Source organism: Embleya sp. NPDC056575 (assembly GCF_042793325.1).
Taxonomy (GTDB): Bacteria; Actinomycetota; Actinomycetes; order Streptomycetales; family Streptomycetaceae; genus Embleya.
On the sequence record NZ_JBHTVA010000002.1, the window covers coordinates 205393 to 226992 of the forward strand.

Consider the following 21600-nt stretch of genomic DNA (forward strand, 5'->3'; position numbering starts at 1 on the left):
GCCCCGACAAGAAGACCGACGCGAAGACCGCCGAGACCGCCACCGGGACACCGTCCTCGAAGTGCGGGACATCTCGAAGAGCTACGGCCCGAACCGGGTGCTGCGCGGGGTCGGCCTCCGCATCGGCGAGGGTGACATCTACGGCCTGATGGGTGCCAACGGCGCGGGCAAGTCCACGCTCATCAAGATTCTTTCGGGCGCGGAATCCCCGGACGGCGGCGAGATCCTGCGCGACGGCGAGGTCGTGGTCTTCCCCGACCCGCTCGCCGCCCAGCGCAGCGGCATCGGCACCGTGCACCAGAACCCCAACGACGGGGTGATCCTCGACATGACCGTCGCGGAGAACCTGGCCCTGGACCGGCTCGGCGACCGATCCTCGCCCATCCTGTTCAGCCGGCGCCGGACCGAGGCCCAGGCCGTCGAGGTCGCGGCCACCCTGGGCCTGCGCTTCGACCGGCAGACGTTGCGCTCGCCGGTGCGCGACGTGGGCGTCTCCGAGCGGCAACTCCTGGTCCTGGCCCGGGCGTTGTCCCGCAAACCCAGGCTGCTGATCCTGGACGAGCCGACCTCGGCGTTGTCCGCGGAGGAGAGCGCGCGCCTGTTCGACCTGGTGCGCGCGCTCGCCGCGGACGGCATGACCGTCCTGTTCGTCACCCACAAACTCGCCGAGATCGACCAGCTGTGCGACCGCGTCGGCGTCCTGCGCGACGGGGCCATGCAGGGCGAGTTCGAGCCCATACCCGGGCGGGGGTTCGACTGGACGACCGTACTGACCGCCCTGTTCGACCGTACCCCCGCCGAGTCCGAGCGAGCCGAACTCCCCCCGGGGGAGTCGGTATTGGCGCTCGAAGGGGTCCGCCTACAAGAGGACGACCCGCACCACCTCGACCTCGAACTGCACCGCGGCCAGGTCACCGTGCTGCTCGGTCTGCTCGGCAGTGGCAAGACCGAACTGCTCGAATGGATCTTCGGCGCCACGTCGATCGGCGCGGGCCGGCGAACCCTCGACGGTCGCCCCTTCGACCCCGGGTATCCCGGCGCCGCGATCAAACGCGGCGTCTACCTCGTCCCCGAATCCCGCCACGAACAGGCGATCATCCCCGGCTGGCCGATCCGCTCCCAACTCACCCTGCCCTTCGTGAGCACATTCACCCGGGGCACCCTGATGCGCACCGGCGCCGAACGCCGGGCCACCGCGACGATGATGCGCGACCTGGGCGTGGTGGCCGCCGGCCCCGACGCGCCGATCGAGACCCTGTCCGGCGGAAACCAGCAGAAGGTGGTCATCGGCCGCTGGCTGCTCGGCGAACCGCGGGTACTGCTGCTCGACGAACCGTTCCGCGGCGTCGACATCAACGCCCGCCACGACATCGGCGCCACCGTGCGCGAACTCGCCGCGACCGCCGCGGTCCTGGTCGCCACCTCCGACGTGGACGAGGCCCTGGAGGTCGGCGACCGCATCGTGGTGCTCGACCGCGGCCGGATCACCGCCGACCTCGCCCTGAGCGACGCCGGCCGCGAACGCCTCATCGCGGCGATGAGCGTACGCCGTACCCCGTCACCACCGCCCTCGGAGGCAGCGCCGAGCGCAGCCGGAAAGGAAAGCCACGCATGAATCTGCGCGACTCGACATCGACCGCGCGGCGGACCCCACTTCCGGCCGCGTTCCCGGCCGCGCTCGGCGACTTCGTGGTCCGCTACGGGATCATCCTCGTGGGCGTCACGCTCTACATCGCGTTCTCCGCCACCACGACGGGCTTCGGCACCTGGGACAACACGGTGTCGATCCTGCAGATCCAGGCGGTCGCGGCGATCGCCGCGCTCGGGATGACGCTGACCGCCATCGTCGGCGACCTGGACCTGTCGGTCGGCGCGGTCACCGGCCTGTCGGTCACGGTGGCCGCCGAGGCGATGATCCACTACGAACTCACCGGCCCGAGCGCGATCGTCATCTGCCTCCTGGTCGGCCTGCTCGTCGGATGTGTCAACGCCACCCTGATCGTGTTCCTGAACATCCCGCCGCTGCTCGCCACCCTCGGCACCATGTTCACCATCCAGGGCCTCAAACGCTGGCTCGTCGACGGCCAGACCCTGACCACCGGCATGAAGCTCGGCGACGGCACCGTGGTCAAGGGCAGGTTCACCGACGACTTCACCGCCATCGACGGCGACAAGCTGTTCGGCATCCCCTACTCCGTCTACCTCTTCCTCGTCATCGCGCTGCTGTTGTGGGTCTTCCTGCAACGCACCCGCCACGGACGGGTGTTCTACGCCGTCGGCGGCAACGAGGAGGCCGCGCGCCTGGCCGGCACCCGGGTCAAGCGCTACAAGTTCGCCGCCTACGCCATCTCCGGCGTACTCGCCGCGACCGCCGGCATCATCCTGGCCTCGCGCCTGCGGCAGGGTGATGTCACCGCGGGCGACTCCTCGCTGCTCGACGCGGTCGCCATGACCCTGGTCGGCTACGCGGTCCTGGGCGCCAAGAAGCCCAACGCGCTCGGCACGTTCGTCGGCGCGGTGTTCATCGGGCTGATCCTCCAGGGCCTCACCATGCGCGGACTGCCCTACTACACACAGGACTTGATCAAGGGGCTGGTGCTCATCTTCGCCCTGCTGATGTCCTTCTCGCTGCGCCGCGGCCGGCGCCGCCGGGCCGCCGCGGCGACACCCGGCTCCGACTCTTCGGTCGGAGCCGACCCCGAAGTCCCCACCACCGCACCGGCGATCGCGGAGCGCACCCATGGCTGACCGGATCCTGACCTCCGCCGAGGTCCCCGCCTACATCGCCGAACGCGCCACGCTGCGCGCCCTGATCGACCCGACGACGCTCACCGTCGCCGAGGTCGGCGACGGCAACCTCAACCTCGTCTTCGTCTGCGCCGACGCCGCGGGCCGACGGCTGGTGCTGAAGCAGGCGCTGCCGTATGTACGCCTCGTCGGCCCGGAATGGCCGATGACCGAACAGCGTGCGGTGCGGGAGGCCGCCGCCCTGCGGATCCACGGCGCACTGTCCGAACACGTCTGCGGCCTCCTCGACTTCGACCCCGACGGGTATGTGCTCGCGCTCGAAGACCTGTCCGACCACGAGGTGTTTCGCACCCGGCTCAACGCCGGCGGAGCACACGAGGGCGTCGCCGAACGACTCGCCGAATACCTCGCCGACGTCGCGTTCGGCACCTCGGTCGGCAGTCTCACCGAGGCCGAGTTCCGTACCCGCGCCGCCGCCGCGATCAATCCGGAACTGTGCGAGATCACCGAGGATCTGGTGTTCACCGAGCCCTTCCTGGGCGCCGAACGCAACTCGGTACGCCCGGCGCTCGACGCGCTCTACGCCGAACTGCGGGCGGATCGGGCGTGGTCGGCCGCCGCGATGGCGATGAAACACACGTTCCTCACCACGCAGGAAACCCTGCTGCACGGCGACCTGCACACCGGCAGCGTCTTCGTTCGCGGCAACGCGCGGCACGGCGACCTGTCGGTGCGGGCGTTCGACCCCGAGTTCGCGTGCTACGGGCCGATCGGGTTCGACCTCGGCATGTTGTGGGCCAACCTGCTCTTCGCGGGCACCCGGGCCGCCGCGCTGGGCGAACAGGAGCGTGCCGAGGCCCTGTTCGGGGCACTCACGACGAGCTGGGACACGTTCACGGCACGGCTGCGCGCACACTGGCCGGGGCGGCGCGCGCCGGAGCGCTACCCCGACGCCTACCTCGACGGGCGGTTGCCGGCCATCCTCGCCGACGCGTTCGGCTTCGCGGGTTGCGAGGCGGCCCGGCGTACCGTGGGGCTGGCCAAGGTCAGCGACCTGGAGACGCTGGACGACGAGCGGTACGCCGTCGTCGGCGCCGCGATGTTGCGGTTGTCCCGAACCCTGCTCGTGGACCGGGCCACGCTGACCCCGGCGCGGGTCGCCGAGGCCGCGTCCGCGCTGTCGGGCGGCGCGGGACGCGGGCCCCGATGACGGCGGGGCACATCCTCGCGGCCCTGGTCGACGCCGGCCGGCAGTGCGTGGACAGCGGCCTCGTCCTGGCGAGCGGCGGCAACCTGTCCGCCCGGCTGCCCGGCACCGACACCTTCGTGGTGACGGCTGCCGGCAGTCGGCTCGACCGGCTGACCGAACGGGACTTCGCGATCGTGCGCCTCGACGGGGAGCCGTTCGTGGGCGGTGCGGGTTCGGCGGCACCGTCCAGCGAATGGCGCCTGCACCAACACACCTACCTGGCCCGACCCGACGTCGAGGCGGTGGTGCACGTACACCCGGAATACGCGGTGCTCGTCGACGCCATGGGCGAGCGCATCCGCCAACTCACCCTCGACCACATCGCGTACGCCCCCGTGATCGAACGTGTGCCGTTCCACCCCAACGGCTCCCTCGAACTGGCCGAAGCCGCGGCGACGGCGACCCGCCGCGGCGACTGCGTAATCCTGGCCCACCACGGCTGCTCCACGGTGGGCACATCCCCCCAGGACGCACTGCGCAAAGCCCAGAACCTGGAAAGCGCGGCCCGCTACACATACCGCCTACTCACCCTGGGCAACCAAACCACCGAATTCCCCCGAACCGCCCGCACCTCGGCAACCCGACACCACTGACACCCCGACATCCGGTGCCGAAACCGGAATGGCGCGGATCAACCGGGGGTGTGCCAGGGGCCGATGCCTACGCGGCCTGTGGTGCCGAGGTCGATTCCGCCCGGGACGGCTATCTGTTGGCGGGCTTGGCCGGGGAGTGGCTCGATGTCGAAATAGCGGGCGTCTTGGCCGGGGCCGGCCGCGTCGGTGACGGTGTTGCGCCAGACGACCACGGAGATCGCCCGCTCGCCGGGGCGCAGCGTCAGTGGTCGGGCCTTGGCTCGGAGGCTCTCCATCGTGGTGATCGACGCCGCTCCCGGGTCGATTTCGATCTCGAGTGCGGTTCGGTCGGCGTCCAGGACGCGGAGGCTCGGATATCCGGTCACGGTGTGGGGTGTACCGCCGCAGTTGACCATCGTCAGCGTCATCGCGCGCAGCCCCATCGCCGCGTCGGGCTCCTCACCCGTGACTCGCACCCCGGACTCCGGGCAACCGGTGGGCGGGGTCGGGGTGTTCGGCTCCGTCGGCATGCTCCGGGGTGAGAGCGCGGACGGCGATCCGGCCCTGCCGGCGTGTGCGGTCGACCCCGACGTGTCTCCGCATCCGCCCACACCCACCACGACCGCCGACACGAGCAGGCCGTAACCCCATGCCGGCCGGCCACGCCACGCTGTGATCATTCGGCGATCATCCCATGTTCCGGGGCGACGGCGGTGGCGGCGACGGGCCGGGCGCGTCCGGCCGGCAACAACCCTTCGCCCTTCGGTACATGGTTGCGATGCACTGTAGCGGGCAATACAGTGTATCGATATGAGACACCGCATCGCCGTTGTCGGGAGCGGCCCAGCCGGCCTTACCTTCGCCCGCGTCCTACACCGCCATGGCCACCCCGTCACCATCCTCGAACGTGATTCCGCTCCCGACGCGCGCCCCCCGGGCGGCACGCTGGACCTGCGCGAGGGGATGGGCCAACTCGCGCTGGACAGGGCCGGGTTGTCGGCGGAGTTTCGGGCGCTGTCTCGTCCCGAGGGGCAGGCCATGCGCATCCTGGACCCGGACGGGGCCGTCCTGCGCGACTGGCGACCCCGTCCGGACGACCGGGCCAACCCCGAGATCGACCGCAAGCAACTCCGTGACCTGCTGCTCGGTCCTCTCGACGTCCGGTGGGGGAGCGGCGTGGCGCGGGTGGTGCCGGGGACTCGGGAGGGCGTACTGGTCCATTTCGCGGACGGGCGCCAGGAGACGTTCGACCTCGTGATCGGCGCCGACGGTGCCTGGTCCCGGGTCCGCCCGGCGGTCTCGCCGGTGACGCCGCACTACACCGGCATCACCATGGTCGAGACCTCCCTCGACGACGTCGACGCCCGCCACCCCGACCTGGCCGCGATGATCGGCGACGGCTCCATGGCCGTGTACGGCGTGAACCGAGGTCTTGTCGCCCAACGCAACAGCGGCGGCCACGTCAAGGTGTACGCGCAGTTCCGCGCGCCGCTGGACCGGTACACGAACCGGGAACCGGCCGACGTCGAGGCCGTGCGATCAAGCCTGTTGGCCCTGTTCGACGGCTGGGCCCCTCCCGTACTCGACCTTCTCCGCCACGGCACCGATTTCGTCCGGCGCCCGCTCCACGTGCTGCCCGAGTCCCACACCTGGGCCCACGTCGGCGGGGTGACGCTCCTGGGTGATGCCGCCCATCTGATGCCGCCGTTGGGGGCGGGCGCGAACCTGGCGATGCTGGATGGCGCCGAACTCGCCGAGTCCATCGCCACCGGCTCCGGGGATCCGGACGAGGCGGTGCGCGCGTTCGAGGAACGGATGTGGGTACGGGCCGCCAGGTGGGCGAAGATCACGACGGCCGGCCTGGACCGCCTCGTGAGCGCGAACCCCGCCGACGCCATCGCCCTGTTCGACGAGGTCCAGTCGTCCTGACCACTTCGCCGGCGGGATCAGGATCGGCCCGGCACCGGCTGTGCGGCGCCGTAGGCCGCGGCCATGGGGGAGTTCCCGTCGGTCACGAAGCTCCTGATGCCCGTGAGGTAGGCGTCGCGGTCGACCAGTCCGTCGCGGTCGGTGTCGAGGGCGTCGAATGCCGCGGCGGCGTCGGTTTCGGCGTTGCCCCCGGCCATACGCAGGCGCAGGAACTCGGCGCGGTCCAGGCGTCCGTCGGCGTCGGCGTCGGCGATGTCGAACAGGGACCCCAGCGCGGGTCGGCAGGAGCGTTCGAACGCGTCGTGTCCGACCCACGTGCGGTATTCCTCGAACGTCACGCGCCCGTCGCGGTCGGCGTCCATGTCCTGGAACACCGCCTCGTGAGCCGCCCGCGACGCCGCCACGACCGGATGGTCGGCGTCGCGGCCGACGGCGGAGGCGACGCGGTCCACCCGTGAAAGATATTCCTCGTGGGTGATGGCGCCGTCGCCGTCGACGTCCAACATGGCGAAGATGCGGTGCTGCGGTGAGTCGGACACTGCGTTTCCTCCGGGGTGCTCCGCGGTTGTGCAACCGCAAGATACCCGGAAGATGCCAAAATGCTCATAGGCAGAATAAGTAATATATAGGGCCTATGCATTGCCTGTCGGCGGGCCGGCGGGTGCGGTGCCGAAGGGGTTGTCGATGATGTATCGCCACAGCCCGTCGGGACCTCGGCGGGCGACGTCGGTGGCGGTTCCTTCGATGTGGACGCGGTTGCCATCGGAGGAGGTGCCGTCGATCGTCCAGTCGACGATGAGCAGCGCGAGGTCGTCGACCGTGTAGCAGTGCCGCACTTGCACGGCGATGGGGAGGCCCAGGCCGAGGAACTCGGCGTTGGCGGCGTGCAGGGCGTCGCCGCGAACTTCGGTTCCGGGTGCGGGAACGAACACCGCGGCCGCTTCGTAGACCCGGGCCAGGATGTCGGAGCGCCCGGTGTTGAACGCGGCTTCGAATACCTTCGGGTGACGGACGGGGTCGTCCGTGAGCCGGACGTCGGCGTGGGGCATGTCGGGGCGGAGAGTCATGTACGCCAGCCAAGCCGGTCCGCGCGCAGGTCACCAAACGGGAACCCACGCGGTACGGCGACCGCGTGCGAGACTCGGCCCCATGCGAACGACCGACCGCACCGCGGCCTGGGACCCGGATCTCGTCCCCGACGAACGCGGCCGCACCGCCCGGCCGACACCGGACTGCCCGGTCGAAGTGGCGCTCGCCGCCGTCGCCGGTCGCTGGACCACCCTCGTCCTGCGCGAACTGATGCACGGGCCGCGGTCGTTCGGCGAACTCCGCGAGCAACTGCCGGACTTGACGGCCAAGGTCCTCACCGAACGCCTGCGCACCCTCGAAGGCCGCGGCCTGGTCGAGCACGTCCGAATCGCCGGCTTCCCGCCTCGTGGTCGCTACGACCTCACCGGTATGGGGATGGCGTTGCGACCGCTCCTGCTGGAGCTGTACCGCACCGGCTCCGCCCTCCTGGCCGGGGCCGAACCCCACTGACCCCGCGGGGTTCGCCGACCCGCGGGCCGCCGCGGAACTCGAACCTTCCGGATGGGCCGGGTCGACGGCCTCGCCTCCGCCAACGCCGAAGCGCTCTTCCGCCGATTCGGGCACGCCGCCCCGGATTGTCGGCGTGAGGGTGGGCCCGATCGGTGTGAGACTGGGCGAGGAAGGGGTGGTCCTCGTGCCGGACACACCGCGCGTGTTCTCCGTTCCCGACGGCGCCGTCGACGAGAATCGCCTGGAAGAGCTGATCATCGAGGCGCAGACCGCACTGCCGGTCGAGTTGCCCACGCTGGCGAATCGGTGTGCCGACCTCCTCGGCCTGGACACCGCGTCGATCTACCTCGTCGACCTGCAACAACGTCTGCTCGTGCCACTCGACGAGGCCGCGGAGTCGTTGCGGGTGAACGGCACGTCGGCCGGATGGGCGTACCGCACGGTCTCCCCCCGGGTCGCCGAGGTCGACGACGGCCTGATCCTCTGGATGCCCCTGGTCGACGGTGCGGAGCGGCTGGGCGTACTGGGAGTGGGGACCGCCGCGCTCGACGCGGTGCGCATGCGTCGCAGCCGGATACTGGCCCATCTGCTCGCCATGCTGATCACCTCCAAGCGGGCCTACAGCGACTGGCTCGCCGCCCGTACCCGCACCGAGTCCATGGGCGCGCCCGCCGAGATGTTGCGGGCCTTCCTGCCCCCGCGCACGATCGGCAGCAGGCGGTGCGTGTCGACCGCGGTCCTGGAACCGGCGTACGACATCGCGGGTGACGCCTTCGACCATTCGGTGGTCAAGAACATCCTGCACACCATGATCCTGGACGCCATGGGTCACGATCTGACCGCCGGACTGACCTCGTCGGTCGCCATGGCGGCGGCGCGCAACGCCCGCCGAAACGGGGCCGAGCTGCCCGACATCGTCGGCTCCGTCGACCGGGCGCTCGCCCAATGGCTGCCCGACCACTTCTGTACCGGCGTGCTGTGTCGGCTCGACGCGGAGACCGGAGTGCTGCACTGGGTCAATTGTGGTCATCCTCCGCCGCTGCTCATCCGTGCCGAGCGGGTGCTCCCCGGGGTGCTGGACCGGCCCCCGCAACCGCCGATCGGCCTGGCCGGTTCGCTCGCCCCGACGGCCCGGCAGGTGCACGAGGCGACCTTGGAACCGGGCGATTGTGTCCTGCTCTACACCGACGGCGTCGTGGAGGCCCGCGACGCGAACGGCGCGGAGTTCGGCCTCGACCGGTTCACCGACTTCATCATCAGCTCCTCCTCCGCGGGGCAGCGCCCGGAAGAGGTATTGCGGCTGCTCATCCACGCCATCCTCGACTACCAGAGCAACCCGCTGCGCGACGACGCGACCATCCTGCTCTTCGAATGGAGTCCGCAGCCCCGGTGACGCGGAACGGCACGCCGCGACCGCGACCGGATCAGGGTCATCCCGTCCCGCACGTGCGTCGGTAGGACCGTCCCGGGATCAGCTGCCGCCATTCCTCCCGGGTCAGGTCGCGGGCGAGCGTGGCGCACAGATCGGCCGCCGTGCGGGTGGGGTCGGTGTCCCACAGGCGCACGACGTGGTCGTCGCCGCCGCTGGCCAGGGTGTGACCGTCGGGCCCGAAGGCCACGGTGCGGACCTGCCCGGTGTGGCCCGTCAGGGTGGCCATACGGGTGTGGTCGGCGACGTCCCAGATCACCACGGACGTGTCCGCGTCGGCCGTGGCCAGGAAGCGGCCGTCGGGACTGAAGGTCAGCGAGATCGTGGCGCCGGCGGTGTTCAGGAGCGTGGCCCGCCGGGTCCGTCGGGCAGGGTCCCACAGCTGCACGGTCTGATCGATGCCGGCGGTGGCCAGGGTGCGGCCGTCGGGACTGAAGGCCACCGCGCGCACCTGCCCGGTGTGTCCGGTGAGCACGGCCGTACGGACCCACCGGGTCGTATCCCACAGGGTGACGCGCCCGTCGTAGTTGGCGGTGGCCAGGGTGTGGCCGTCGGGGCTGAACGCGATCGCGTTGACGCCGCTGCCCTCCGCACCGGTGTCCACGACCAGTCGGGTCAGGGGCGTGTGTCGCACGGCGTCCCGCACGATGACCGTCTTGTCGACGCTCGCGGTGGCGATCATGCGGCCGTCCGGGCTGAAGGCCACGTCCGTCACCCGTTCGTCGTGGCCGATCAGCCGCACCGGCGGGGCGTCGCCCGCGAGGTCGAAGAGCGTGAGGACCTGCTCGTTGGGGTCGGGTGGTTGGGCGGGGCCGTTGGTGCTGTCCGGGGACACGCCCGCCGCGGTGGCCAGGGTCCGACCGTCGGGACTGAAGGCGACGCCCCGGATCGCGCTCGTCCCGGGGGCGAGCGCGCGTGGGCCGGAGCCGCGAGCGAGGTCCCACAGCAGCGTTGCCCGATCGGTGCCGCTCGTGGCCAGGGTGCGGCCGTCCGGGCTGAACGCGATGTCGTTGACCCGGTCCGAGTGCCCGTCGAGCGGACGCCTGGTGGGATCCCACAGGGAAACCGTGCCGCTTTCGCCCGCCGCGGCCAACCGGTCACCACGCGGATGGAAGGCGATGCCGTAGATGTTGGAGCCGTGCCCGACGAAGGTGGCCCCGAGGGTATGCCGCGCCGTGTCCCACAGCTTGATCATGTGGTCCTGGCCGGCGCTCGCGAGCGTGCGGCCGTCGGGGCTGAAGGCCACCGCCCTGACCTCCGCGTCGTGGCCGCGCAGGACGGCCACACTCGTGCCGCGGGCGATGTCCCACAGCTGCGCGGTGCGATCCCGGCTGCCCGTGGCCAGCAGTGTTCCGTCGGGACTGAACGCCACGGAGTCGACGGAGGCGGTATGGCCGGTCAACACGGTCAGCGGAGCGCCGTCCCGCGCGCGCCACAGCCGAGCAGTGCGGTCCGCGCCGGACGTGGCGATCGTGCGGCCGTCCGGGCTGAACTCCACCGCCCACACCCGGCCGTCGTGCCCGGTCAGGGTCAGCCGGCGCTGCCCGCTCTCCACATCCCACACCGCGGTGGTGCCGTTGTCCCCGGCCGCCGCCACGGTGCCGCCGTCGGCGCCGAACGCGACGCCCTTGATCGAGGCCCCGTAGCCGGTCATGGTCGCACGCGGCCTGCGCCGCGCCACATCCCACACCACGACCCGGCCGTCGTCCCCACCCGTGGCCATCGACCGCCCGTCCCGGCTGAAGGCCACCGCCCGCAACCAGCCCGGATGATCGGTCAGCGTCGCCAGGCGCACGCGGCGGACCGAATCCCACAGCACCACCTTCCCGTCCCGCCCGACACTGGCCAGGGTGCCGTCCGGGCTGTACGCGAGGTCCGACACCGCGTCGACATGACCCGTCAACTCGGCCTGGTAGAAGCGGCGTGTGGACATGCTCAGCAGCGCGCCACGCGCCTCCGAGGTATGCGCGGTGCGATACGCCTCCACACTCAGCAGCATCGCCGTCCCGGGCCGGGAATCCGCCAGGTTCAGCGCCTGCGCGGCCAACTGGCGCGACAGCGCGGTGTCCCGGGACCGAAGCGCACTGCGGCGCTGCTCCAGCGCCACCCCGCCGACGACCGTCACCGCGACCAGCAGCAGCGCCAGGCCCGCCGCGAGATACCGCAGACGACGGGTGCGCCGGGCGGCCACCATCCGCGCGCGGTCCTCGGCGGCGATGCTCGCGGCAAGGAAGTCCTCTTCCAGTTCGGTCAGTTCGTCGCGATGTCGATCCCGCTCGGTCCACTCCCGAGCCGCCGCCAGCCGGGTTCCCCGGTACAGCGTGCCCGGGTCGCGCGCGAAGTCGGCCCAGACGCCGGCCGCCTCCGTCAGCCGTCGGTGGGTGAGGATTCCCTCGCGGTCCTCGTCGATCCAGGCCCGCAGCCGGGGCCAGGCGGTGATCAGCGCCTCGTGGACAAGCTCGACGTTCTCCCCGTCGAGGGTGACCAGGCGGGCCTGCACGAGCTGTTCCAGGATCGACGCGACGCCCTGCGCCGGCCCTGTCCCCGGCGCGGCCGCGCCCGTGCCGACGGCCTCCAACTCGGCCCGGGCGACCGGGCGCCGGGTGTCCTGCGCTCCCTCGCCCGGCGTGATCAGCCGCAGCAACACCCGGCGGACCGAGACGAGTTCGTCGGCCGTGAGCCGGGAGCACACCTGCTCCGCGGTGGCCGCGATCGCCCCGTGGACGCCACCCGCGGCCTCGTACGCCTCCACCGACAGGGTTCGGGCGCGACGCCTGCGCCAGATCTCCCGCATCACGTGCGACAGCAGCGGCAGTCCGCCCGGCTCGCCCCGCACCTCCTCCACCAGCCGTGCGGTCAGGGCTCGTTCGACGATCAGGCCGTGCGCCCGGGCGGGCCCGACGATGGCCCGACGCAGTTCGGCGGGCGTCATCGGGCCCACCAGGAGGGTGGTTTCGCGCAACGCTTCGGCGAGTTGCCGGTGTTCGGCGCAGCGGCCGTAGAAGTCGGCGCGCACCGCGATGACGACGCGTACTCCGCCCTCGGGCCGTCGCACGGCCGCGATCAGGCCGTTCAGGAACTCGGTGCGTTCGGCCCGGTACCGGCAGAGCGTGAAGATCTCCTCGAACTGGTCGACGATCACGACGATGTCGCCGGTGTGCCCATCACCGTCTTCGCCGCCCCCGTCCCCGTCGCCCCGAGGGGCGAACGCGCCGAGTACGTCGGCGGGATGCGACCCGGGGGTACGGATCCGGATCTCGGCGGGACGCCCGAACGGGGCGGCGCGGCCCGGGGCGCCGCCGGATTGCCGCAGCCTCGGTATCAGCCCCGCGCGCAGCAGCGAGGACTTGCCGCTGCCCGAAGCTCCGACGAGCGCGGCCAGCCGACGGGTGCGCACCAGGTCGAGAACGTCGTCGATCAGTCGATCCCGGCCGAAGAACCGCTCCGAGTCCTCGATCTCGAACCGGGCGAGGCCCGGATAGGGCGACGGGACGTCGTCGAGCGGTCGGGAATCCTCGTCCGCCGCCTCCTGTCGGCGCCGCTTCCACGCGTCCGGGTCCCCGCCGCACGCGGCCGCATAGGCCAGTGCGACCTTCAGCGTCGGCAACTGCTCGCCGGCCGCCGCACGGGACAACACCGTGACCGAAACGCCGGTTCGCCGGGACATCTCGCGATACGTCGGGCTGCCCGCGTCGGCCCGTAATCGCCGGAGTTCGTGGGCGAAGCGCTGCACCGGCCCGGCACCCGGGTCCAGTGGTTTCTCCGGACGTCCCGCCACCGGTTCCCCTCCCATGAGCGTCGCCGAAGGGACACCGAATCCCACACCACCCGAAACGGTACCCGCGTGCCGCCGGCCCCGACCAGTGGCGCGTTCGGCCGGATATCGAAGATCACTCCGGGAAATCCGTTGATCCCGACGATTGTTTCGGGCGCCCGACCTGCCTGCGCAACAATTTTCCGCCCCGAAGGCTTGGATGTGTCCCCGGCCGCACGATCACCGGACCGCGCCGGGGCACGGACGTGTTCGATACGAACGGGGGATCATGGAAACGGTATTCGACAAAAAGGCGTTCCTCCGGGACGGCAACCCGGCCCCGGAGCCACCCGCCCACGGCGCGCGCGTGTCGATCGTGACCCGGGGGATCGTCCGGATATCCGCGATCTCGCACGGGTCGCGGGCATGCCGGCGCACACCGGCGGCGATCCGCCGCTCGGATCCCGAGGTGTACCTGCTCGCCCTGCTCCGCCACGGCCGCCAGGGCGTCGAACAGGCCCACAACCAGGCTTCGTTGGGGCCCGGCGACCTCGTCCTGGTGGACAGCTCCCGTCCCTTCGACGCCGGTGTCGAGGCCCCGGACACGGCGTCCGGGTCGGTGGTGCTGCAGTTCCCGAAACGAGTGTTGCCCGTGCCGGAGTCCAAGGTCGCGCGATTGTTGGCGACCCCCCTGTGCGGCACGCGCGGAGTCGGCCGGCTCCTGGCCCGGTTCATGACCGACGTGGCCGACGAGCCCGGGCTCTACACACCCGATGACCACGCCCGGCTGGGCCACATCGCGCTCGACCTGGCCGCGGCCGTGGTGGCCCACCACACCGACGGCGAGGGTGTGTCGGCGTCGAACTCCTCGCAGCACGTCCTGTTCCTGCGGATCACCTCGTTCGTCGACCGTCACCTGCACGTACCCGAACTGAGCCCCGCGGTGATCGCGGCGGCCCACCGGATCTCGACCCGCTACCTGCAGCGGATCTTCCGGACGCACGGCACGTCGCCGAGCGCCTACGTCCGCCACCGGCGCCTGGACCGCTGCCGACGGGACCTGGCCGACCCCGCCATGGCGCACCTGCCCGTGCACGCCGTCGCCGCCCGCTGGGGGTTCACCCGGCCCGCCGAGTTCAACCGGGTCTTCCGCACCGCCACGGGCATGCCGCCCGGCGCGTACCGCGTCGCCGCCGGGAGCAACGCCGAGGACCTCCCCACGATCGGCACACAACCGCGTCCGCCGACGCCCGTCGGCCCGTCGGGCCCGGGGTTCCGGCGCGGCGGCTCGCCCGCACGACCCGCGGTCACGACGCGGCAGCGCAGCCTCCGAACGGCGTAGGTCCGGCGCGGGCGGCCTACGCGACCGGGTCGGCCTGTAAAGGCCGAGGCGTCGAGCCCGTCGATGGCCTCGGACACCGACGGGTACCGGCCGTCCCGCCGAGTTCGCCGTGGACTTCGTGGTAGAGGCTCAGGCCGTTGATCGGCAGCCGGCCGGTGTGTGGTGGTTTCATCGTCGTTCCCTGTCGACGTCCGGGTTCGGGCCGTACAGTCGGGCGATGTCGGGTGAGCCGAGCCACTTGGAGTAGGTGGGCGACTTCGGCCAACCCTCGGGTGAATCCTGCCATTCCTCCTGCCGACCCCACGGCAGGATGTCGATCAACGGGAAGGTGTGGCTGAGTTGTTCGGTACCGCGACCGGCGGTGTGCCAGGTGCGGTAGACCGTGTCGCCGTCGCGGAGGAACACGTTCACCGCGAAGCCCCCACCGGGCGGCGCGCCCACGTCGGCGCCGAACGGGCTTTCCGCCGACGAGTACCACTCCATCGTGTTGCCGACCTCGCCCCGGTAGGCGAGCGCTTCGTCGATGGGCCCGTTGGTCACGACGACGAAGCGGGCGTCGTAGTTGTCGAGGAAGTCGAGCCGGACGTACTGCGACGTCAGTCCGGTACAGCCGCCGCACTGCCACCGCGCGCCCTCGGACCACATGTGGTGGTAGGTGATGAGTTGGGAGCGCCCGTCGAATACGTCGACCAGCCGGATCGGGCCGTCCGGACCGATCAGCGTGTAGTCCGCGAGCTCGACCATCGGCAGCCTGCGGCGCTGTGCGGCGATGGCGTCGAGTTCGCGGGTGGCGGCCTTCTCCCGCGCACGCAGGTCGTCGAGCGCGGCCTGCCACTCCTGTTGCTCGACGACCGGGGGCAGGGCGCCGGTGCTCTGGTAGGTCATGGTTCCTCCCGGGTCGGATGAAGCTGCTCCGAGGTGTGGACCGGAAACGTCGGCGAAACTCATCGGTGCCGGGCGGCCCGCGGCACTGTCACGCTGTGCGACGCTCGGCGCCGATCGGTGCCGGGCCGCGATCCCACTCGTCGCGCCCGGGGTCGGGTATCGGCCATCCGGACCGGAGCAAGCGCACAAACGCCCTGTATGAAGCGAATTGCCACAAGGCCGAAAAACGGCTGGTCCATCACGCGCCGTGTGGATTCAATTACGGCTCATGCCCCATCCGACTACGGAGAGAGGCTGAAGATTGACGACTCATCGCGGCGTCGATCCTCGACGGCAACCCTCGCCCGTCACGGGGTCCCGGCCGTCGGTCGTGGTGCTCGACGCTCCGGGGGCGGGATACGCCGAGGGCGCCGAACTGGAAGGGGAGGTCATCGGCCCCCACGGCGACGTGCGGCCGCTGATCGTGCCGGCGCATCGGCGCGACCTGCTCTTCGACATGGAGGCCGACTACGTCATCCTGTGGCACCGGGTCGCACTGGACGCCGAGTTCTTCGAGAAATCCGCCGGCTGCCGGGCCGTGGTCTGCGCCAGCGTCGGCTACGACCATGTCGACGTCGACGCCGCCCGGGCACACGGCGTCCCCGTCTACCACGTTCCCCATTACGGCACCGAGGAGGTCGCCGACCACACGCTGGCGCTGTTCCTCGCCCTGGAACGACGCCTCGGCGAACTGCGCGACCATGTGGCGAACGGCGGATGGGACTGGCGGGCCATCGGCGATCCACGACGGCTGCGGGGACTGGTCTGGGGTGTGGTGGGTCTCGGACGCATCGGGCTCGCGGTGGCCCGGCGGGCCGAGGCGTTCGGGCTCCGGGTCGTGTTCTTCGACCCGTACAACCATCCCGGGATCGAGAAGGCGCTCGCCGTGGAGCGGCGCCACGACCTGGACCGGCTGCTCGCGGAATCCGACGTCGTCAGCCTGCACGTACCGCTCACCGCGGACACCCGCCATCTGCTGGACGCCGACCGGCTGCACCGCATGCGGCGACGGTCCGTCCTGATCAACACCGCGCGCGGCGGGCTGATCGACCTCTCGGCGCTCGAAGGCGCGCTGGCCGAGGAGCGACCCGCGCGGGTGGGCCTGGACGTCGTCGACGGCGAGCCGGACATCCCCCACTGGCTGCGGAACCACCCCAGGGCCCTGATCAGTCCCCACGCCGCGTTCTACTCCTCCTCGTCCCTCACGGAACTGCGCACGCGTGCCGCCGAAGCCGTTCGCCAGATGATCGGAGGGGAGCCGATCACCTCGGCTGTCCCGGTGTCGTGAACCAGGCATGAACCACGTATGAGCCACGCCCGAGCCACGCCCGAGCAACGCCCGAGCAACGCCCGACCCCATGCGCGTCACTCCACTCCGAGGAGAGCAGGATGACCACCGACGCAGTCCGGTGCGCCGAGGACGGGGAGTCCACCCCGGACGAGGAATGGACCGACTGGAAGTGGCAGCAGCGCAACGCGATCCGCACGGCCGGACAGTTCCGGACCCGCTTTCCCGGGTGTGACCAGGAGATCCTGGATCGGATCACCCGGCACAACCTCTCCAGGCGTTTCCAGGTGACGCCCTACTACCTGAGCCTGGTCGCCACCGACCCGACCACGTGCGGACCGGCGCTCGACGACCCGCTGTGGAAACAGGTCGCCCCGCAGCGGTTCGACGGCGACGGCGGCGACGAACCGTACGGCTACGACGGCAAGACCGAGAACTGGGAACTCCCGCACGAGATGGTCACGCCCATCGCGCAGCACAAGTACGACAACCGCCTGATCGTGCGGTACGCGAACGTGTGCCACGCCTACTGCCAGTTCTGCTACGAGGCGCTGCGCACGCTCGACAAGGACTCGGCGAAGGCGAGCTTCGACCGCGACCACTGGCGGGCCACCCTGGACTACCTACGCGCGCACCCGGGGGTCGAGGAGATCATCCTGAGCGGGGGCGAGCCGCTCATGCACGCCAACGGCCGGATCGACCAGGTGCTGGGTGAGGTGTCGGCCGCCCGGCCGGATCTGCTGGTGCGCGTCCACACCCGGGCCCTGACGTTCAACCCCTACCGGATCGACGACGAACTCGCCGCGATCCTGGCCCGGCACGGCGTCGTCTCGATCGGGCTGCACGTCACCCACCCCAGGGAGCTGACGCCGGAGTTCGACGTCGCGGTCAAGAAGTTGCAGGCGGGGGTGCCCATCATCTTCGCGAACGTCCCGCTCCTCGGCGGTGTCAACGACTCTCCGGAGACCATGCGGGAGTTGTGCATGGGTCTGTACCGACGAGGCGTGCACGCGGGCTACCTCTACCACTTCATGCCGCACAGCCCCGAGTCCGAGTGTTTCCGCATCCCGGTGCAGCGCGGGGTGGAGATCATGCGGTCGCTCAAACGCCGGATCTCCAATCCCGCCGTCCCCGAGTACGTGCTGCCGCACGCCACGGGCAAGTACACGGTTCCGCTGGTGGACGTCGGCTCCACCGACGGCCTGCCCCGACACGTCCTGGACGACGAGGGTTTCCGGGTGTTGGAAATGGTCAACTGGCAGGGGGACCATGTGCGTTATCCCGACCCGGAGGTGGTGTGACGGCGATCCGCCGGCGTGAGCGTGTCGCCTCCCTGGCCGCCGCCCGGCTGGAGAAGACCGTGTCCGCCGACGCGGTGCGGCACAACCTCGGGGTGCTGCGCGCGGCGGCCGGAGGCCGGCGCGTCATGGCCGTGGTCAAGGGCGACGCGTATGGGTTCGGCGCAGCCGACCTCGCCCGCCTCCTGGTCGCCGCGCGGGTGGACGCGCTGGCCGTGGACACCGTCGCCCAGGGGGCCGAGCTTCGGGACGCCGGCATCGAGGTCCCGATTCTGGTGATGGACGTGGATGTAGCGGACAACGCCGCCGCCTGCGCGCGCCTTCGGCTCATGCCGGCGGTCGCCACGGCGGAGCAGGTCCGGCGGCACGGCACGGTGTCGCGGGATCCGGGCGGCGCGCCGGGCGAGGTGTGGCTGCGCACCAATGTCGGGTTCAACCGGTTCGGGCCGCGCGAGGACGAGGGGTTCGGTGCCGTACTGGACGCGCTGCACGAGGCGCGTGACGCCGTGCGGCCGGCGGGGGTGTTCGCGCACCTGTCCAGTGCCGGTCGGGACGAGGGGGAGACCGCGGCGCAGGCCGATGCGTTCCGGGCCCGGCTGGCCTCGGCCCGCGCCGTGCTGGGGCCTCGGTTGGCGGCCTCGCTCGCGGCGACGCACGGACTGCTGCACCCCGACGCGCTGCGCGGGACGGACTGGGTGCGGCCGGGGCTGGGTCTGTACGGGCTGCTCCAGGCCGACGATCGGGTACGCGCGACCCCGGCGGGTGCGCGTCTCGACGGGCTTCGGCCCGCGGTCTCCGTGCGTGCCCGGGTCCTGGACGTGGTCACCGTGACCCGCTCGGAGGGGCTCGGATACGACCGGTCCGCGTCGGTCGCTCCCGGCCGGCGCCTGGGCTCGGTCGCCATCGGCTTCTCGCACGGGATGGCCGGACCGGTCGCGGCGCCGCGCGGGCTGCTGCGCGGGCGAAGCTGCGCGATGGTCGGCCGGCCCGGCATGGACTGCACCCAATTCGATGTGACGGACGTGCCGGGCGCCCGGCCCGGGGACTGGATGACCTTCATCGGGCCGGAGCACGACGGCGGCGGGCCGGCGCGCACCGCCCGAGATCTCGGCGCGGAGTTGGGGCTGAGCCTGTACGAACTCCTCGCGACCCTGCGGATGCCCGTGCGCGTCGAGGATTCCCGGCCGTGCCGGGACGGCACCGAGGCTTTCGAGGACTGACCACCGCCCCCGTAGTGAACGTGGAGGACAAACATGGTCGAGGACCCGGGTATGGAACGGATTCCGCCGCGCGAAGGTGTGCGGCGGCCGGCCTCGGACGTTCCGGAGGGCTCGGTGGAGAGCCTGCTCGACGCCGCCCTGGACGGTCCGGTCGAACCGCTCGAACTCGACGCCGGTCATCGCCGCCTGCTGGCCGCACTCGGCGAAGCCCAGGAACGCGGGCGCGTCCACGGCGACGCGGCGGCTCTGCTCGACGTACACCGCAGCGCGTACACCGTGTACGAGGGGCTGCTCGGCCACCCGCTGGGCATCGCCGTCCACGAACGCACCGCCTGGTTCAACGCGTTCCGCCTGCTGTACGAGGACGAGGTGCTGCGTGCGGACACCGCCGAGATCCAGGACCGCCTGCCGTCCCCGCAGGACGCCACCAGTGCCGACTTCGTGCGGGACTGGTTCGTCACCGAGGCCAAGGAACGCAACGAACTCGACCGCCTTGTGGAGACCTGCCTGGAAGAGCGGGCCACGATCGACCAGTTGGCCCTGTTCATCCGGGCCGACGGGTATCTCAACTACCGCTTCTTCGACGCGCTGGTCCTGGCCCAGCCGCACTTCATGGAGACGGTCAAGCACGAGATCAGCCGTCATCTGTGGGACGAGTGCGGCGCGGGCGAACGACACCGGGCGCACACCCTCCAGTTCACCCGCAGCCTGCAGACCCTCGGGCTGACCCTGCCGACCGTGCCGCCGTGGGAGGACTGGCGTCCCTACGCCGGGCACAACCTGTACTTCGTGCTGGCCTGCAACCGCCGGAACCACTTCAAGGCGCTGGGCAGCCTGGCCATGCCGGAACTGTTCGACGTGGACCGCGACGCCTCGGTGATCCGCGGCCTGGAACGGCACGGCTACGGCGCGGCCGAGGACTTCGAGTTCTTCCACAACCACGTGGAGGGCGACGCGGAGCACGGGCCCGAGTGGCTGGACGGTGTCGTACTGCCGATCGTCGAGGCCGAACCCGAGGCCGGCATCGAGTTGATCACGGGCGGAGCGCTTCGGATGCTCGCCATGCGCCGATACAACGAGTACCTCGCCACACTGCTCGGGGTGGGGCCGACCGCCGAGCCGAAGCCGTGAGCCCGGCGGCGGAGAATCCGTTTCCGTCGCTGGAGATGACGGAACGGGCCACGGGTCTGCGCGCCCGCGAACGATTGAGCACCAACGAGAACGAGTTCGGCCCGTCGGCCGAGGTGATCCGGGCGATCCACACTGCGGCCGCGCAGGCGCATCGCTACCCCGACTGCGAGCACTTCGCGCTGCGCGAACGGTTGGCCGCGGGGCTGCGGACCGGCCGGGACACCGTCATGGTGGGCCCGGGTGTGGACGGGCTGCTCGCCATGACGACGCGGGCATTCCTCGGCGCCGGCCGGACGGCGGTGACCAGCGAGTCCACCTATCCGACGTTCGGCTACTTCGCCCGGGCCGCCGGATCCGACGTGCACACGGTGCCCTACCGGGCGGACGCGCCCGACCCGCGGGCGCTGGCGCGGCGCGCGCACGAGTGCCGTGCCGACGTCGTCTACCTCGCGGATCCCGACAACCCCGGCGGCGGTTCGCACGGCGCGGCGGCGGTGCTGGCCCTGGCCGAGGCCTTGCCGGCGGCGACGCTGCTCGTGGTCGACGGCGCCTACGCCGAGTACCAGAGTCCGGCCGAGCGGTTGAGCGCCCGACAGGTCACGGGCACAAGGATGTTGTGGCTGCGGACGTTCTCCAAGGCGCATGCCCTGGCCGGGCTGCGGATCGGGTACGCGGTCGGGGACCGGTCGCTGCTCGACGCTCTGGCCCGCGGCGCCGAGCACTACGTGGTGGGCCGGGTGGCCGAGGCGGCGGCGCTGGCCTCGCTCGACGCCGAGGCGCACCTGGCGCGCGTCGTCGAGCGGACCGCGGAGGGGCGAGCGCACTACACGGCCGCCCTGGGCCGACTGGGCCTGAGCGTATTGCCCGGAACGACCAACTTCGTCACCGTGCGGCCGGCCGATCCGGCGACGGGCGAACACCTCGTCGAGGCGCTCGCGGCGCGGGGGATCTTCGTCCGGCACCTGAAGATCCCCGACCTGACGGGCTGCCTGCGGATCACCATCGGGCCGGCCGATCAGCGGGCGAGGGTGCTGGACGCGATCGCGCGGTGCCTGGAGGAGCGGGTTGCGGCGACTGCTTCCTAGCGCGGCGAACGGCCCTCCCCGAACCGCTTTTTGCGCACAGCCCTCTTGGAATCGTTCCCTGCGAACAGCGCGCTTTCGGCACAGCCGTCCTC

18 protein-coding genes are annotated in these 21600 nt (G+C 71.3%); 13 read left to right on the forward strand and 5 right to left on the reverse strand.

Annotated elements, in window-relative coordinates; translation table 11 throughout:
- Positions 1 to 61: 61 nt before the first annotated feature.
- From ACFRCG_RS02195 to ACFRCG_RS02210, 4 genes are read left to right on the forward strand one after another with little or no spacing between them, the layout of a single operon-like run.
- On the forward strand, positions 62 to 1615 hold the full coding sequence (locus tag ACFRCG_RS02195) for a sugar ABC transporter ATP-binding protein (RefSeq protein ID WP_380027776.1): 1554 nt from the start codon (positions 62 to 64) through the stop codon (positions 1613 to 1615).
- On the forward strand, positions 1612 to 2748 hold the full coding sequence (locus ACFRCG_RS02200) for an ABC transporter permease (RefSeq protein ID WP_380027778.1): 1137 nt from the start codon (positions 1612 to 1614) through the stop codon (positions 2746 to 2748). Before ACFRCG_RS02195 ends, ACFRCG_RS02200 begins: the two co-directional genes overlap by 4 nt.
- Positions 2741 to 3958 (forward strand): S-methyl-5-thioribose kinase, encoded by a 1218-nt coding sequence (gene mtnK / locus ACFRCG_RS02205; RefSeq protein WP_380027780.1) that lies wholly within the window; start codon positions 2741 to 2743, stop codon positions 3956 to 3958. The genes ACFRCG_RS02200 and mtnK overlap by 8 nt, the downstream gene beginning before the upstream one ends.
- Positions 3955 to 4590, forward strand: coding sequence for a class II aldolase/adducin family protein (locus tag ACFRCG_RS02210; protein ID WP_380027782.1), 636 nt, complete (start codon positions 3955 to 3957; stop codon positions 4588 to 4590). Before mtnK ends, ACFRCG_RS02210 begins: the two co-directional genes overlap by 4 nt.
- A gap of 38 nt (positions 4591 to 4628) precedes the next feature.
- Here ACFRCG_RS02210 and ACFRCG_RS02215 read toward each other — a convergent pair whose 3' ends face one another.
- Positions 4629 to 5468 carry a DUF4232 domain-containing protein gene (locus ACFRCG_RS02215; protein WP_380027784.1) on the reverse strand — a complete coding sequence of 280 codons (840 nt, stop codon included), beginning with the start codon at positions 5466 to 5468 and terminating at the stop codon, positions 4629 to 4631.
- On the opposite strand from ACFRCG_RS02215, the gene ACFRCG_RS02220 reads away from it, so the two are divergent.
- Positions 5380 to 6498 (forward strand): FAD-dependent oxidoreductase, encoded by a 1119-nt coding sequence (locus ACFRCG_RS02220; RefSeq protein ID WP_380027785.1) that lies wholly within the window; start codon positions 5380 to 5382, stop codon positions 6496 to 6498. The genes ACFRCG_RS02215 and ACFRCG_RS02220 overlap by 89 nt on opposite strands.
- Positions 6499 to 6515: 17 nt before the next feature.
- On the opposite strand, the gene ACFRCG_RS02225 is transcribed toward ACFRCG_RS02220, so the two are convergent.
- On the reverse strand, positions 6516 to 7037 hold the full coding sequence (locus tag ACFRCG_RS02225) for an EF-hand domain-containing protein (protein ID WP_380027787.1): 522 nt from the start codon (positions 7035 to 7037) through the stop codon (positions 6516 to 6518).
- Positions 7038 to 7130: 93 nt separating this feature from the next.
- On the reverse strand, positions 7131 to 7565 hold the full coding sequence (locus ACFRCG_RS02230) for a YybH family protein (protein WP_380027789.1): 435 nt from the start codon (positions 7563 to 7565) through the stop codon (positions 7131 to 7133).
- A gap of 82 nt (positions 7566 to 7647) precedes the next feature.
- Here ACFRCG_RS02230 and ACFRCG_RS02235 point away from each other — a divergent pair, with 82 nt between their 5' ends.
- Together ACFRCG_RS02235 and ACFRCG_RS02240 are read left to right on the forward strand one after the other, a co-directional pair.
- Positions 7648 to 8037, forward strand: a complete 390-nt coding sequence (locus ACFRCG_RS02235; protein ID WP_380027791.1) for a winged helix-turn-helix transcriptional regulator — start codon at positions 7648 to 7650, stop codon at positions 8035 to 8037.
- A gap of 154 nt (positions 8038 to 8191) precedes the next feature.
- Entirely contained in the window at positions 8192 to 9430 is a 1239-nt protein-coding gene (locus ACFRCG_RS02240; RefSeq protein WP_380027793.1) for a PP2C family protein-serine/threonine phosphatase, read from the forward strand.
- 37 nt (positions 9431 to 9467) lie between these two features.
- Here ACFRCG_RS02240 and ACFRCG_RS02245 read toward each other — a convergent pair whose 3' ends face one another.
- Positions 9468 to 13244: a hypothetical protein gene (locus tag ACFRCG_RS02245; RefSeq protein WP_380027795.1), complete on the reverse strand. Its 3777-nt coding sequence runs from the start codon at positions 13242 to 13244 to the stop codon at positions 9468 to 9470.
- A gap of 265 nt (positions 13245 to 13509) precedes the next feature.
- On the opposite strand from ACFRCG_RS02245, the gene ACFRCG_RS02250 reads away from it, so the two are divergent.
- Positions 13510 to 14562 (forward strand): helix-turn-helix domain-containing protein, encoded by a 1053-nt coding sequence (locus ACFRCG_RS02250; protein WP_380027798.1) that lies wholly within the window; start codon positions 13510 to 13512, stop codon positions 14560 to 14562.
- 168 nt (positions 14563 to 14730) lie between these two features.
- Here the strand turns inward: ACFRCG_RS02250 and ACFRCG_RS02255 are convergent, their stop codons facing one another.
- On the reverse strand, positions 14731 to 15447 hold the full coding sequence (locus ACFRCG_RS02255) for a DUF899 domain-containing protein (RefSeq protein ID WP_380027801.1): 717 nt from the start codon (positions 15445 to 15447) through the stop codon (positions 14731 to 14733).
- Between the two features lie 370 nt (positions 15448 to 15817).
- On the opposite strand from ACFRCG_RS02255, the gene ACFRCG_RS02260 reads away from it, so the two are divergent.
- The 5 genes from ACFRCG_RS02260 (at position 15818) to ACFRCG_RS02280 (ending at position 21508) form a co-directional block, all read left to right on the forward strand.
- Positions 15818 to 16774: a C-terminal binding protein gene (locus ACFRCG_RS02260; RefSeq protein WP_380027803.1), complete on the forward strand. Its 957-nt coding sequence runs from the start codon at positions 15818 to 15820 to the stop codon at positions 16772 to 16774.
- A 101-nt stretch (positions 16775 to 16875) separates the two neighbouring features.
- Positions 16876 to 18075: a KamA family radical SAM protein gene (locus ACFRCG_RS02265; protein ID WP_380027805.1), complete on the forward strand. Its 1200-nt coding sequence runs from the start codon at positions 16876 to 16878 to the stop codon at positions 18073 to 18075.
- Complete coding sequence (locus ACFRCG_RS02270; protein ID WP_380027807.1) at positions 18072 to 19292, forward strand: alanine racemase; 1221 nt, start codon at positions 18072 to 18074, stop codon at positions 19290 to 19292. Before ACFRCG_RS02265 ends, ACFRCG_RS02270 begins: the two co-directional genes overlap by 4 nt.
- Positions 19293 to 19343: 51 nt before the next feature.
- Positions 19344 to 20423, forward strand: a complete 1080-nt coding sequence (locus tag ACFRCG_RS02275) for an iron-containing redox enzyme family protein (protein ID WP_380027810.1) — start codon at positions 19344 to 19346, stop codon at positions 20421 to 20423.
- Positions 20424 to 20458: 35 nt separating this feature from the next.
- Positions 20459 to 21508 carry a pyridoxal phosphate-dependent aminotransferase gene (locus ACFRCG_RS02280; protein WP_380027813.1) on the forward strand — a complete coding sequence of 350 codons (1050 nt, stop codon included), beginning with the start codon at positions 20459 to 20461 and terminating at the stop codon, positions 21506 to 21508.
- The last annotated feature ends 92 nt before the right edge of the window (positions 21509 to 21600 follow it).